Source organism: Endozoicomonas sp., from assembly GCF_051008435.1.
In the GTDB taxonomy this organism is placed as follows: domain Bacteria; phylum Pseudomonadota; class Gammaproteobacteria; order Pseudomonadales; family Endozoicomonadaceae; genus Endozoicomonas_A.
The window spans coordinates 34,143-47,209 of record NZ_JBPCXO010000202.1; the positions used below are offsets into that span (position 1 = coordinate 34,143).

The window sequence follows — 13,067 nt, forward strand, 5'->3', positions numbered from 1 at the left end:
ATTACGGCAACGAATTAGTTTTCAGCCTTAGAGAATGGGGTCAGATCCGGCCATGCGGCACGCAGGTACACATACATGGACCAAAGTGTCAGGATGGAGGAAATGTAAAGCAGCGCCAATCCTGCATACCCAATTATGGATTCCAGAGGCACCGGCGCAAACAACAGCAAGGTAATCGCCATCATTTGGCCAGCCGTTTTTAATTTACCGATCATGTTCACAGCAACACTGGTACGCTTGCCCAACTCTGCCATCCATTCACGTAATGCAGAGATGACGATTTCACGACCGATAATGATCATGGCAGGAATGGTCATCCAGACCGCCCGGAACTCTTCGACCAACAGACAAAGCGCTGTTGCCACCATAATTTTATCCGCTACAGGGTCAAAGAAAGCACCAAAAGGCGTTGTTTGATCCCAGCGTCTGGCCAGGTAGCCATCGAACCAGTCGGTGACTGCGGCTACTGCAAAGATGCCGGCACAGAGGGTGTAACGCATCTCAAGAGGCAGATAAAAAATCAAAACAAGAAATGGAACAAGAACAATGCGCAGCAATGTCAGAATATTGGGAATATTCATAGCAAAAGATTACTAACCATGATGACGGGCAGGAGAAGCCTTAAAGTCTGCAGATGTTTCACTGAACCCGAGCTTAACCTTCTCCAACCCTTTGTATTCGTGTGTGAAAAACAGTCCGGTACGATCATACCGCTACTCTCTTGATCTAAAAAAGCGCAGGCATTGAGGGAGTCGGTACAGGCTGTCATTAAAAATTTATTACAGGCGCATAAGTTACACAGTCAAGGGGCAGAGTACAAACTATGATCCATGCAAGTGAGTATGAATCTGTTCTGCCAGTTTCTGGCTGATTCCTTCTACCTTAGCCAGTTCATCGACCGGTGCATTGATCACGCCATGGCGACCACCAAAAAATTTGAGTAATGCAGACCGCCGCTTTGCACCTACACCGGGAATATCTTCCAGTGTTGAACGTTTTCTGGCCGCATTGCGCTTTTGCCTATGACCGGTAATGGCAAAGCGATGTGCCTCGTCGCGAATGTGCTGAATGAGCAGCAGTGCCCCATCCTTTTCCATAGCAGGCAGTTCTTTACCCTGATAGATCAGGGTTTCCAAGCCCGGCTTTCTGGATACCCCTTTTGCCACGCCTAATAAAGGAATATGTTGCAGCGAAAGCTCATACATGACCTCTTCAGCCATACTCAGCTGGCCTTTACCCCCATCGATGAGAATCAGGTCCGGTGTGTTTTCCGGATGCTCCGCCAGGCTCTGATAGCGCTTATGCAGGGCTTTTTTCATGGCCGCGTAATCATCGCCCGGAGTAATACCGGTAATGTTAAAGCGCCGATACTGACTTTTATCCGGGCCTTCCTGATTGAATACGACACACGAAGCCACCGTAGCCTCACCCATGGTGTGACTGATGTCGAAACACTCGAAGCGCTTGAGCGGCTCTTTTATCTTCAACAACTGACCCAGTTGCTCGGTTCGCTTGCGTTGATGGGTTTTACCCGCCAGTTCGGTCTGCAAACTCATCACCGCATTTTTTTCTGCCAGTTTCAGCCAGTCCTGACGCTCACCCCGAACTTTATTTTTTACTTTTACGTTTTTACCTGACACCTGACTGATAGCCTGCTCCAGAACACCTTCGTCGGTCATGACCATCGGCAGAATAATTTCGGACGGAAAGTTTCGGCTATGAGCCAGCTTGATGTAGAACTGAGCAAGAAACTCTGAAAGATTGTCCTCTGCCTGGTTATCCAATCTGAAGTTAGGAAAATAACTTTTGTGTCCGAGCAATTGACCGTCTCGCACAAACAACACGGCAAAACAGCTTTTTCCCATCTGCTGGCTGTATCCGACAATATCCGCATCGCCCGTACTACGTGTGACTGACTGCTGCTCCTGTACATGCCTGAGCTGGCTGATTTGATCACGAATTTCAGCCGCTTGTTCAAACCTGAGTTCTTCCGATTCTTTTTCCATTCTTTTGATCAGACGTCGAATCAACTGCTGACTTTTGCCTTCCAGAAACTGCCGGGTATCCTGCACGTCCTGTAAATATTCTTCTTCGTTGACCAGATTCACGCAGGGCGCTTTACATCGATGAATCTGATGCTGCAAACAGGGACGACTCCGATTGCGAAAATAACTGTTCTCGCACTGCCTGACCTTGAAGACTTTTTGCAGTAAATTCAGGCTTTCCTTCACTGCACCGCCGCTGGGGTAAGGCCCAAAGAACAACCCTTTTTTGCTTTTGCTGCGGCCTCTTTGATAATCAACGCGAGGGTATTCATCTTCAACGGACAGATAAATAAACGGGTAAGACTTGTCGTCTCTCAGGAGAATATTGTAGGGAGGTTTCCGGTCTTTAATCAGATTCTGTTCCAGCAGTAAGGCCTCCAACTCCGAGTTGGTGATGGTGACCTCTATACTGTGAATCTTGCTGACCAGTGCCATAGTTTTGGTGGTCAGACCAGTAGGACGAAAATAGCTGGACAGGCGATTTTTGAGATTTTTCGCCTTCCCTATATAAAGGGTATTACCCAGTTCGTCTCTCATGTCATAGACACCTGGTTGTTTAGGTGCCTTTTTCAGAAAAGCCTGGTGGTCGAAGCGCTCTTGATCTTCACCCTGAGCCGTTGAGCCTGTCATGAATTACAAATACTGTCGGTTGATTTCGCACAGTATACTGACAAATATGCTCTCAGACCTACTCTTTCGTCTCTTCAACCCCGTACCAGACTTCAGGCTGACACTACGTCTTGCCCGGCTTCAATCAAACTGTGACGGATTGCCAGATGCGTCAGTTCAACATCGCTGTTGATCTGCAGCTTTTCAAAAATACGATAACGATAACTGTTCACTGTTTTGGTACTCAGACATAACTTGTCAGAAATGGTCTGTACCTTTTCACAATTCACAATCATCAGGGTAATCTGCATTTCCCGGCTGGACAGTTTTTCAAAGGGGGAACCAGAAGAAGGCTGCAAGGACTTAAGGGCCATTTGTTGAGCAATATCCGGACTGATATAACGCTTACCAATGGCGACCGCTTTAATGGCACTGACCATTTCGTCGATACTGATCCCTTTGGTAACATACCCGGCTGCACCGGCTTCCATCAGCTTGGTAGGATACAACTCATCATTACAGACCGTCACAGCAATGACCTGTACATCAGGAAATGACTGACTTATCTTGCGGGTAGCCTCCAGTCCGCCAATACCTGGCATCCGGACATCCATTAATACAACCTGGGGCTGCAAGCTACGACACTTCTCTATCGCCTCTTCCCCACTGCAGGCTTCACCAACGATGATCAGTTCCTGTATATCAGAGAGCATACGGGATAAACCCGTTCTCACCAGATCATGATCGTCTGCAATCAGTACGCGAATCATGACAAACTCCAACCTGCATCTTTATGGTTATTATTTTCCTAACCCATCTTGTACCGGGTACATATTACTTCCCTGATGGTAAATCACTCCAATGTGATCACTCAGAAAAAAGCCTGTCGACGATAAGAATCAGACTACAGGCTTGTCAGCTACCGACCAGACGTCAATCAGGCCGATAGCAATACATCACTCTATTATCAGAGCTTGCCTTCCAGTTCAGGAACGGCTTCGAACAGATCTGCTACCAGACCATAGTCGGCTACCTGGAAGATAGGAGCTTCTTCATCTTTGTTGATAGCAACAATGACTTTAGAGTCTTTCATACCTGCCAGATGCTGAATGGCACCGGAAATACCTACAGCAACATACAGATTAGGAGCGACAATCTTACCTGTCTGACCTACCTGCATATCGTTAGGTACAAAGCCTGCATCGACAGCAGCGCGGGATGCACCCACTGCAGCGCCCAGTTTGTCGGCCAGCTTGTACAGGATTTCGAAGTTTTCTCCGTTCCCCATACCACGGCCACCGGAAACTACAATTTCAGCACCACCCAGCTCAGGACGGTCAGACTTCGCCATTTCTTCACTCACAAAGGAAGAAATACCGGCATCATGAGCACCGTCCAGCTGTTCTACCACTGCACTGCCACCGGTAGCGGCGACAGGATCAAAACCCGTACTACGAACAGTGATAACCTTAACCGGCGCACTGCTCTGTACGGTAGCAATAGCGTTACCGGCATAGATTGGGCGGGCAAAAGTATCAGGGCTGTCTACACGAATGATGTCAGAGATCTGATCAACATCCAGCAGAGCCGCTACACGAGGCAGGTAGTTTTTGCCACTGGTGCTGGCAGAAGTCAGGATGTGGCTATAGCCTTTACCCAGCTCAGCCACCAACAGGCTGACATTTTCAGCCAGTTGATGGTCGTAAGCTGCGTTGTCGGCGACCAGAACCTTGCTGACACCTTCAACGGCTGCAGCAGCTTCTGCTACAGAGCCGCAACCAGAACCTACTACCAGCAGGTGAACGTCATCACCCATCTGGCGAGCTGCAGCTACGGTATTCAGAGTGGCTGCGCCCAGGGCTGCATTATCATGTTCTGCAACTACGAGAATAGCCATTAGATTACCTTCGCTTCAGTTTTCAGTTTTTCGATCAGCTCATCAACACTGCCCACTTTGATACCAGCGCTGCGTTCTGCAGGCGGTACAACTTTGAGAGTGGTCAGACTGGAAGCTACTTCAACACCTAGATCAGCGGGGTTCTTGGTGACCAGAGGCTTACGCTTGGCCTTCATGATGTTGGGCAGGGAAGCATAACGAGGCTCGTTCAAGCGCAGGTCCGTAGTAACAATGGCTGGCAATGACAGGGAAACTGTCTGCAAACCGCCGTCTACTTCACGGGTCACACTGGCCTTGCCGTCTTCGACGGTCAGCTCAGAAGCAAATGTTCCTTGTGGTAGACCAGCCAGAGCGGCCAGCATTTGTCCGGTCTGATTGTTGTCACTGTCGATGGCCTGCTTACCCAGGATCACCAGGTCAGGTTTTTCTTCATCAACAATGGCTTTCAGAAGTTTGGCTACAGTAAGAGAACCGAGTTTTTCATCTGTTTCAACAAGAATGCCACGGTCAGCGCCCAGAGCCAGAGCGGTACGTATCTGCTCCTGACACTCTTTGGTACCGAGGGAAACAGCAACGATTTCAGTGGCGACACCTTTCTCTTTCAGTCTCACTGCTTCTTCAACAGCGATTTCACAGAAAGGGTTGATGGCCATTTTTACGTTCGTCAGATCGACATCACTATGGTCCGCCTTTACACGAACCTTGACGTTATAGTCGATGACTCTCTTGACTGCTACAAGTATTTTCATGGGTTCGCAGCCTTCCTTATTTATACTATGACTGGATACTTGGTTGTGAAGCAGGGCATGAAATCTCCGAAAACATCGCGCGGAGCATCAATTGTTATCATTGTTTCACAGCGCTGCGTGTGGGCAGTCTACCAGCACGTCAATAAGGGTTCAAACCTATGTTTAAGATTGATGATTATCAAATAGGCGTAACGAACTATGTGTCTGACCAGTGCCTTTCATTAGAATATCCAACCATTACGGAGCCCTGGGTATCTGTGAGTGCAAGTCATGATACCGATAAAACACTGGCTATTTTTTTGTAGAATGCAGTGGCATCGTTAATTTCCTTGCTTAGATTCTCGAAAAAAAAGCCTGGAAAAAACAGGTGTCTTATTTGCGATAAACGTTTCTGCCAGGAGCCTGACTCGACTTAATTGCCCGGATCACACTGGCTCCAATACAGCGAATACTGGCCATTTCCGTTTGAGCCGGTATAATGCAGAAAAAATTCAAACAACTGTTTGATTTCCATACCAAAAGATTCTTCTGCATTTTATGCCCTGAATGATGAGAATAATGGGGCCTGAGATGTTCAGAATAAAGAACATTGTATGAAAATCTTCATGTGATAACCCGGCTGAGGGAGGGGATCCATCATGGAACGCGAGTCTATGCCATTTGACGTGGTCATTGTGGGTGCTGGACCATCTGGTTTGTCTGCCGCATGTCGTCTTATGCAGCTGTCACAGGAAACAGGTCAAGAACTCTCTGTCTGTGTCGTCGAAAAAGGTTCTGAAGTCGGAGCCCATATTCTTTCCGGTGCTGTTTTCGAGCCCACCGCACTGAATGAACTGTTTCCGGATTGGAAAGAGAAAGGCGCACCACTTAATACCGAAGTCGTATCCGATGATATTTATTGGCTGAGTTCCCAGGAAAAAGCCATGAAAGTGCCTGGTGCTTTTGTACCTAAGACCATGCACAACGAAGGCAACTACATCATCAGTCTGGGCAATCTTTGTCGCTGGCTGGCTGAACAGGCAGAAAGTCTGGGCGTAGAAGTTTTCCCTGGCTTTGCTGCCAACGAAGTGCTTTTTAACGAAGACGGTAGCGTGAAAGGCATTGCTACGGGTGATATGGGTATCTCTGCCGACGGCGAGAAGAAAGACAGTTACATGCCCGGTATGGAACTGCATGCCAAGTACACCCTATTCTCTGAAGGTTGCCGTGGCCAGCTAGGTAAAGAGTTGATCAGTCGTTTTAATCTGGACGAAGGCAAAGATCCCCAGCACTACGGCATTGGCATCAAGGAACTCTGGGATATTGCTCCGGAAAATCACTCCGAAGGTCTGGTAGTTCATACTGCTGGTTGGCCTCTGACGGAAAGTGGTTCAACCGGTGGCGGCTTCCTTTACCATATTGAAAACAATCAGGTCGCTCTGGGTCTGATTACCGATTTGAGTTACTCCAACCCGCACGTCAGCCCTTTTGAAGAGCTCCAGCGTTACAAGCAGAGCCCAACCATCAAAAAGTACCTTGAAGGTGGCAAGCGTGTTTCTTACGGTGCCCGTGCTCTGGCCAAAGGTGGCCCGCAATCTTTACCGAAAATGACCTTTGTAGGCGGAATGCTGATTGGTTGTGATGCCGGTACTATGAACGGTGCAAAGATTAAGGGTTCTCACACGGCCATGAAGTCAGGCATGCTGGCTGCCGAAGAAGTCTTTAAATCCATCAGCAGTGGTTCTGAAGGCGGCGAAGATCTCACTTCATACGCTCAGGCCTTTGAAAACTCCTGGCTGGGTGCTGAGCTGCAGGCCCAGAGAAACTTTGGCCCGGCTATGCATAAATGGGGCAACTTTATTGGCGCCGGTTTTGCCTTTGTTGACCAGAATATCTTTGGTGGCAAACTGCCGTTTACCCTGCGCGATAAAACACCGGATTACGCCACACTGAAGCCCGCATCGCAGAGTAAAAAAATCGATTATCCCAAACCAGACGGTGTCATCAGCTTTGATCGTTTAGGTTCCGTGTTTTTGTCCAACACCAACCATGAAGAAGATCAGCCTTGCCACCTGAAACTGGCAGATGCTTCCATTCCACTGAAAGATAATCTGTCCCAATACGATGAGCCTGCTCAACGTTACTGCCCGGCTGGTGTCTATGAAATTGTGGAAGACGAAACATCGGGTGAACAGCGCTTCCAGATCAACAGTCAAAACTGTGTTCACTGTAAGACCTGTGACATTAAGGACCCTGCCCAAAACATTACCTGGGTAGCTCCAGAAGGTACTGGTGGACCCAACTACCCGAACATGTAATCTTGTAGACTGTAAAAAAGGAGCCTTATTGGCTCCTTTTTTATGGGATAGACCTGATGTCTGTGTATGCCCCTTTTCTAAGCCGACCGTTTCAGTCATAGCGTTTTTCATCTGAGATACTTGAACAGAATGACAAGGAGGAAGTTCTATACACTTTTTTGAATCATTTAGACGTAAACGGTCAGGTAAAGTCAGTGGAATGGGCGTCACCACTTCTTATCTTGGGGTCACGCTCCTATACAACCATTTTGGAACAAGCTACTACACACTCTATGCTGTCATGTCGATTGTCACTACTTCTGTAATAGTCGGCATCGTGATATTCAGAGAATCATTGAATATCTGGCACATCTTTGCCTCAATAGCGGCCGTTGCTGCTATTTTTCTTTTTCATCTCGGAAGCAAAGTAAACGGTCGATTCTAGTGTTGAATCGACATGACTGGCATGCAGAAGATTAGAGTGACTGGATACGGTTTTTTAACAAAGCCAAGAAACCATCGACGTTCACATCCGTCAAACTCAGAACCTTGCCGTCCTCCTTCCATTCAGGCACCGATTGCCCTTCCCTGTCGCCACAGACTTCCACCCTGACATCACAACGTTTTTCGGTAAACAGCTCAGGGGCAATCAGCCAGGCAACAATACAGGGATCGTGCAACCCTCCTCCACTACCTGAGCGATAGGCACTCAGCATTTCATAGACCGCTTTACAGACCGGAGTGTCCAGACTTCGAATAGCGTCCAGCCAGGATGCTACCACCTCAGTCTGTCTGGTCACATCCAAAGGGCTCATTACTATGGGTAAGCCAGAATCAAAGACTTTGGCTGCAGCATGAGGATCCGTGTAAAAATTAAACTCTGCAACCGGAGATGTATTGCCACTGCTTTCCAGAGCCCCTCCCATCAAAACCACCTGCTTTATTCCCTCTTTGATCTCTGGGCACAGGATCAGTGCGGTAGCAAGATTAGTCAACGGACCCAGCATACACAGAGTCATGGGCGAGTTTTTATGATTCAGCGCCTGCTCAATGATAAAGTCGACACTGTGCTGGGTACTTTTTGGAACATCCACTCTGGGCCAGCTCATCCCAAGTCCATCACGACCATGAATGGAATGAGTCACCTGCAAAGGTTTCAGGATCGGGGCTGAACAACCCGAATAAATCGGGGTCATCCTGCTGGCCAGTTGTCTGAGACGATGAGCATTCAAATAGCACTGCTCAAGTTCCACGTTGCCAGCCACTGTCGTAATACCCAAAACATTGAGTTCAGGGCTCGCCCAGGCGAGCAACAAAGCAACGGCATCATCAATCCCGGGGTCGGTATCGATAATGACTGACAAGGGTTTGGCCATCAGTGATCTCCAAGGGTACCCAAAGAAAATGACTGCCCCTGACTGTTGATAGTCAGCTCAACACCCTTATCTGTTGATTTTTCTTCAGCCATTTCTATTAACTGGTAGAAAACATTGCGGTGGACAAGGGCATCCAGCTGAGCTCTGACCCTGATATAAGGAGAAGGCTCTCCGGTTGACGGGTCAACCTCTACCCATAAAGGATGTTCCTGATCGAGAACCACTTCATCGCCAACATTGGTCATGAATATCAGCCCATCGCCTTTGTGTTCCACCGAAACGGCAACAAAGGGGGCGTCTTCCACCTGAATTCTAACTTTCTCAACCGGCGTCACCAGGTAAAAACAGTTGTCATCATCATGTCTGAGAATGGTTGAAAAAAGTTTAACCATGGATTCTCTGGCTATAGGTGACCCCATATACAGCCAGCTGCCATCCCGGCATATTTTCATATCAAGATCCCCGCAGAAGTCGGGGTTCCACAAATGGATAGGAGGCAATCCCTTCTGCTTGTGGAGAGGCTTGAGGCTCTCGGCCAGCTTTGTGGGTGAAACGGGTTGATCACTCATAATTCGGACCCTCTGCCTGTTGTCATTGTTCTGGCGAAAAATCGGCGGTGCGATGAAACATTGGTGCAACACAGCCATTATATCGTCTGTATAAGGAGACCGCTGATTTATCTCTATCCAGTGCTGAATGGATTCAGTGTAAGAATAGAGCCTGTAGCGAGCCACCGATCATCTTATCAGGGATATGGCCGATGTTACTCTTTATAGGAAAATCGTTTGAAAATGTCATTATCTCAGGATACCGGGCATTTTCAGGATCCAGGGAGAGCGGCAGTTTCCGCTTAAAGCTGTTTGAGACAGTTAAAGACCAACAGGGAAGAATCATGCAGCTCGTCAAGTCACTCGCTGGCTTACTCACCAACTGGCTCATGCAAGAGCCCGAAGACAGCCCACGTCATCTTTGTGATTTCGAACGTATCCGCCACGAACTCAAACCCTGTGACGTCATACTCGTTGAAGGAAAATCACGAGTCAGCAATGTGATCAAGCAGATTACCCAGAGTCCCTGGTCCCATGCCATGTTATATATTGGCCGTCTGCATGATATAGAAGATGACCGCATTCGCCAGACCGTAAAAGAATCTTATCAGGGTTCCCCTGACGATCAGTTAATCATAGAAAGCGAACTGGGCTTCGGAACTGTTGTGCACCCTTTAAGCCGCTATGAAGGCGAACACCTGAGAATCTGTCGTCCCAACGGTCTGAATTATTCTGACAGCCAACAAGTTATTCATTACGCAGTCAGCCGACTGGGACTGGATTATAACGTTCGCCATGTTCTGGATCTGGCTCGGTTCTTTTTCCCCTACTCCATTATGCCCAGACGCTGGCGATCCTCTCTTTTTCAACACTCGCCGGGGGATGAGACCAAAACAGTCTGCTCCAGCATGATTGCTGAAGCTTTCAGCTTTATACACTTCCCTATTCTACCGCTGGTAAAACTGGATGGAGAAAACGGTGTTCAGTTATTTCAGCGCAACCCCAAGCTTTGTACCCCCAGTGACTTTGACTATTCCCCCTACTTTCAGATCATTAAATACCCCTTCCTGGATTACACCCACCACTCGGATTACAAGTTACTTCCCTGGCATGGCCATGGTGCACTCGAAGGCCGCGAAGGCGATCTTTACATCACCCCTGATAAGATGAAAGAGCTGCAGCAGATGGGATTAAACGGTGGGGTCGATTCCGAAAACCTGGGCAATCGAAACACTCTGAACTGATGCAGGGGTCGCTAAAACCCGATCAAAACTGTCATCGAGCGTAACAGTAAATCTGATTATTCTGAATTGATCTTATAACTCAGTGGACGCATTAAGATTCTGCACCATAATTACACGTGCTGATTCGGTCGACTTCCCCCTACGGCCAATCAGCCTGGGTCAGTAATATGACCTTGGTACTTGGATTGTGTACCTATGTTTCACTCCTAATGGTCTTAGCCCGCGCACTCTTCCCCCAGAGGCGCGGGTTTCTTTTTGCTTGTAATTTCTTTGTACGCCACGACTATCAAGGTTTTTGTCAGTATTGAAGTCACTGGCACGCATGTTTATACCTTGAGCATTGGGTGGCATATAGTCGCCAATTTTGTTCTCATTTCTCCCCAAATTCTCCCCATTTGACACTCACAATAAGTACCAGAAAATCCGGTGCTTAATTTGAGTACCAGTTCTGGAGGCTCTATGGCAACTTTTCAAAACAGAACCGGTGCTGATGGCACCCGAAGAGTCAAGGCTATTGCCCGAGTCTGGCTCAATGGCAAACAAGTGAACAAGATTAAAACGTTTTCTGAAAAAGACGGTGATGATTATGAACAGGAAGCCAGAGGATGGGCAGAACAGGTAGAGAACAACCTGAAAGCCGAGAAAGCCAGACTGCTCTATCAGTCAACAGCAGGTGCATCCGCTCTTGAGCAAGGCACAGAACTGAAGCTCAATATAACCCCGTTACAAGGCAAAACGCTGGGGGATTACCTGATCCAACTCAAAGAGGCAACTGAACAGCTCTACTCCCAGTTTGGGCATATAGAACTGGGTAAATCTGTGCAAATAAACACCAATCAAGTCTGGAAATACATCATGAGCCGATACGAGGTGAAGGCAAGCAAGCAGCAGATAGAGTCTGAACTTCAGCTTCTCCGGGATTTGATTCTACAGCTAAATCCCAGCCAAAAAACAGATATTGTCGGCTTGGCACTTCAGGCAGCTCAGGCGGATGGTGCAGATTTTCCGCCTGACTGACTATTACTCCTGTACTTTCGAGTCAAAACTAGAATCGTACAAGGTTCCCCTTAAAGGAAGCTTAAAGCTGTTCAAATTGTGACAACATGCCGATAAATAATTAATCGTCATAAACAGCGTGATCAATTTGCCATGAATAGCAACCATTCCGGCCTTTCAGAGCAAGAAACCCATCGACTTCATAGCATCAGCCAGAAATTACCTGATAAATCCATCGATGAGTTACGGATACTTCATAAAAATGCAGTGAGTAAACTGGAGAATCCATCATCACGGCGTATGGCCGCCGCTCTTCTGGATGCAGTGGAAAGTGAACTGGAACGCAGAAACATTCCGGGAATGATCGCTACGTTCGAAAAGCGTTATCCCGGTGGCTTCTATGGAGACCTTCAGGCTGAAGAAGAGCGGAATTACAAGGTGAATGCTTGCCAACAGTTCCAGCTGCTACTTGGCAAGCCAGAGTTTGAACAACTTATTAGCTCTGAACAGTACGATGAACTGTATGAGAGAGTCGCTCGACTGGTCAGCCTGACAAACTTTATCCAAGGTAGCTTTGAGAAACCCATACTGCTCGACACTATCAAGGAAAATCAGTCTCTGTTCATGAACGGGTTATACCAATTTTTATGGAGTGAAGACGACTTACACCATCGATTCGATCATTTTGTTTTGCTTCTTGAAAAAATGGGTTTAAAAAAATGGACATACATCACCTATTTTCTGTTTCTGTCTGATCCTGAGCAACATATGTTTGTTAAGCCAGAAATGCTAAAGAGAAGTCTGGATATTTCAGGCTACCCTGTTCGATACGACTCGACTCCTTCTTTTGAGCTGTATGACCAGATTTTAAATTTCAGTCGTTGGCTTAAGAGCAAAATCAGCGCACTAAAGCCCCGTGACATGATCGATGTTCATTCGTTTATGTGGCATATGGCTCCAACCGGAAAACATCGTCAAGAATGATCAGTTGATATGGACATTACCACGATAACGGATGCTAAAGATGCTCTGTTGAGAGCATGGCCTATGATTCAGGAAGAGTGCCTTCAGGTGCTTGGCTCTGAGCTTCACTATCAGGCTATGCTTTATCATTGCCTACGTACAGCCGGAGCGGTGCCGATTGATCAGCTTGGCATGAATGTCAAAATATGGATTTCAAACCCGGTCTCATCGCTATTTCATGGCCAATGAAAATATTATGAAGCCAATACTGCCTGTTGCCGCTGTAGCCAACGTCAGCCTGTTCAAAATGACGCCCTGTCACTTCGATTTCAGTGCCATCAAGAAATACCGGCAAGTAGTCTTT

Annotated in this window: 12 protein-coding genes; 5 read left to right on the forward strand and 7 right to left on the reverse strand. The window is 47.5% G+C overall.

Annotation, left to right across the window (positions count from 1 at the left end):
* Nucleotides 1-14: 14 nt before the first annotated feature.
* The 5 genes from pgsA to ACR2PX_RS10325 form a co-directional block, all read right to left on the reverse strand.
* Nucleotides 15-581 carry a CDP-diacylglycerol--glycerol-3-phosphate 3-phosphatidyltransferase gene (gene pgsA / locus ACR2PX_RS10305; protein ID WP_433999269.1) on the reverse strand — a complete coding sequence of 189 codons (567 nt, stop codon included), beginning with the start codon at nucleotides 579-581 and terminating at the stop codon, nucleotides 15-17.
* A gap of 240 nt (nucleotides 582-821) precedes the next feature.
* On the reverse strand, nucleotides 822-2,675 hold the full coding sequence (gene uvrC / locus ACR2PX_RS10310) for an excinuclease ABC subunit UvrC (RefSeq protein ID WP_433999270.1): 1,854 nt from the start codon (nucleotides 2,673-2,675) through the stop codon (nucleotides 822-824).
* 92 nt (nucleotides 2,676-2,767) lie between these two features.
* Nucleotides 2,768-3,424 carry a UvrY/SirA/GacA family response regulator transcription factor gene (uvrY, locus tag ACR2PX_RS10315; RefSeq protein ID WP_433999271.1) on the reverse strand — a complete coding sequence of 219 codons (657 nt, stop codon included), beginning with the start codon at nucleotides 3,422-3,424 and terminating at the stop codon, nucleotides 2,768-2,770.
* A gap of 197 nt (nucleotides 3,425-3,621) precedes the next feature.
* Entirely contained in the window at nucleotides 3,622-4,551 is a 930-nt protein-coding gene (locus ACR2PX_RS10320; protein WP_433999272.1) for an electron transfer flavoprotein subunit alpha/FixB family protein, read from the reverse strand.
* Entirely contained in the window at nucleotides 4,551-5,300 is a 750-nt protein-coding gene (locus tag ACR2PX_RS10325) for an electron transfer flavoprotein subunit beta/FixA family protein (protein WP_433999273.1), read from the reverse strand. The genes ACR2PX_RS10320 and ACR2PX_RS10325 overlap by 1 nt, the downstream gene beginning before the upstream one ends.
* A gap of 638 nt (nucleotides 5,301-5,938) precedes the next feature.
* Between ACR2PX_RS10325 and ACR2PX_RS10330 the strand changes: the two genes are divergently transcribed.
* Nucleotides 5,939-7,597, forward strand: a complete 1,659-nt coding sequence (locus ACR2PX_RS10330; RefSeq protein ID WP_433999274.1) for an electron transfer flavoprotein-ubiquinone oxidoreductase — start codon at nucleotides 5,939-5,941, stop codon at nucleotides 7,595-7,597.
* A gap of 455 nt (nucleotides 7,598-8,052) precedes the next feature.
* On the opposite strand, the gene ACR2PX_RS10335 is transcribed toward ACR2PX_RS10330, so the two are convergent.
* Both ACR2PX_RS10335 and ACR2PX_RS10340 read right to left on the reverse strand, forming a co-directional pair.
* A complete protein-coding gene (locus ACR2PX_RS10335; protein WP_433999275.1) occupies nucleotides 8,053-8,952 on the reverse strand; it encodes a nucleoside hydrolase in 900 nt (299 codons plus the stop codon).
* Nucleotides 8,952-9,521: a DUF1285 domain-containing protein gene (locus ACR2PX_RS10340; RefSeq protein ID WP_433999276.1), complete on the reverse strand. Its 570-nt coding sequence runs from the start codon at nucleotides 9,519-9,521 to the stop codon at nucleotides 8,952-8,954. The genes ACR2PX_RS10335 and ACR2PX_RS10340 overlap by 1 nt, the downstream gene beginning before the upstream one ends.
* A gap of 323 nt (nucleotides 9,522-9,844) precedes the next feature.
* Here ACR2PX_RS10340 and ACR2PX_RS10345 point away from each other — a divergent pair, with 323 nt between their 5' ends.
* The 4 genes from ACR2PX_RS10345 to ACR2PX_RS10360 all read left to right on the forward strand — a co-directional run bounded on the left by ACR2PX_RS10345 (nucleotide 9,845) and on the right by ACR2PX_RS10360 (nucleotide 12,952).
* Nucleotides 9,845-10,744: a YiiX/YebB-like N1pC/P60 family cysteine hydrolase gene (locus ACR2PX_RS10345; RefSeq protein WP_433999277.1), complete on the forward strand. Its 900-nt coding sequence runs from the start codon at nucleotides 9,845-9,847 to the stop codon at nucleotides 10,742-10,744.
* Nucleotides 10,745-11,203: 459 nt separating this feature from the next.
* A complete protein-coding gene (locus ACR2PX_RS10350) occupies nucleotides 11,204-11,761 on the forward strand; it encodes a hypothetical protein (protein ID WP_433999278.1) in 558 nt (185 codons plus the stop codon).
* Nucleotides 11,762-11,893: 132 nt separating this feature from the next.
* Nucleotides 11,894-12,724 (forward strand): hypothetical protein, encoded by an 831-nt coding sequence (locus ACR2PX_RS10355; protein WP_433999279.1) that lies wholly within the window; start codon nucleotides 11,894-11,896, stop codon nucleotides 12,722-12,724.
* A gap of 9 nt (nucleotides 12,725-12,733) precedes the next feature.
* Nucleotides 12,734-12,952, forward strand: coding sequence for a hypothetical protein (locus tag ACR2PX_RS10360; RefSeq protein ID WP_433999280.1), 219 nt, complete (start codon nucleotides 12,734-12,736; stop codon nucleotides 12,950-12,952).
* The last annotated feature ends 115 nt before the right edge of the window (nucleotides 12,953-13,067 follow it).

Excerpts from the sequence above, each read along its gene's own strand:
- uvrY (WP_433999271.1), bottom strand. The coding sequence starts at position 3,424 with ATGATTCGCGTACTGATTGCAGACGATCATGATCTGGTGAGAACGGGT.
- ACR2PX_RS10340 (WP_433999276.1), bottom strand. The coding sequence starts at position 9,521 with ATGAGTGATCAACCCGTTTCACCCACAAAGCTGGCCGAGAGCCTCAAG.
- uvrC (WP_433999270.1), bottom strand. The coding sequence starts at position 2,675 with ATGACAGGCTCAACGGCTCAGGGTGAAGATCAAGAGCGCTTCGACCAC.
- ACR2PX_RS10360 (WP_433999280.1), top strand. The coding sequence starts at position 12,734 with ATGGACATTACCACGATAACGGATGCTAAAGATGCTCTGTTGAGAGCA.
- ACR2PX_RS10330 (WP_433999274.1), top strand. The coding sequence starts at position 5,939 with ATGGAACGCGAGTCTATGCCATTTGACGTGGTCATTGTGGGTGCTGGA.
- ACR2PX_RS10355 (WP_433999279.1), top strand. The coding sequence starts at position 11,894 with ATGAATAGCAACCATTCCGGCCTTTCAGAGCAAGAAACCCATCGACTT.
- ACR2PX_RS10345 (WP_433999277.1), top strand. The coding sequence starts at position 9,845 with ATGCAGCTCGTCAAGTCACTCGCTGGCTTACTCACCAACTGGCTCATG.
- ACR2PX_RS10350 (WP_433999278.1), top strand. The coding sequence starts at position 11,204 with ATGGCAACTTTTCAAAACAGAACCGGTGCTGATGGCACCCGAAGAGTC.
- ACR2PX_RS10325 (WP_433999273.1), bottom strand. The coding sequence starts at position 5,300 with ATGAAAATACTTGTAGCAGTCAAGAGAGTCATCGACTATAACGTCAAG.
- ACR2PX_RS10335 (WP_433999275.1), bottom strand. The coding sequence starts at position 8,952 with ATGGCCAAACCCTTGTCAGTCATTATCGATACCGACCCCGGGATTGAT.
- ACR2PX_RS10320 (WP_433999272.1), bottom strand. The coding sequence starts at position 4,551 with ATGGCTATTCTCGTAGTTGCAGAACATGATAATGCAGCCCTGGGCGCA.
- pgsA (WP_433999269.1), bottom strand. The coding sequence starts at position 581 with ATGAATATTCCCAATATTCTGACATTGCTGCGCATTGTTCTTGTTCCA.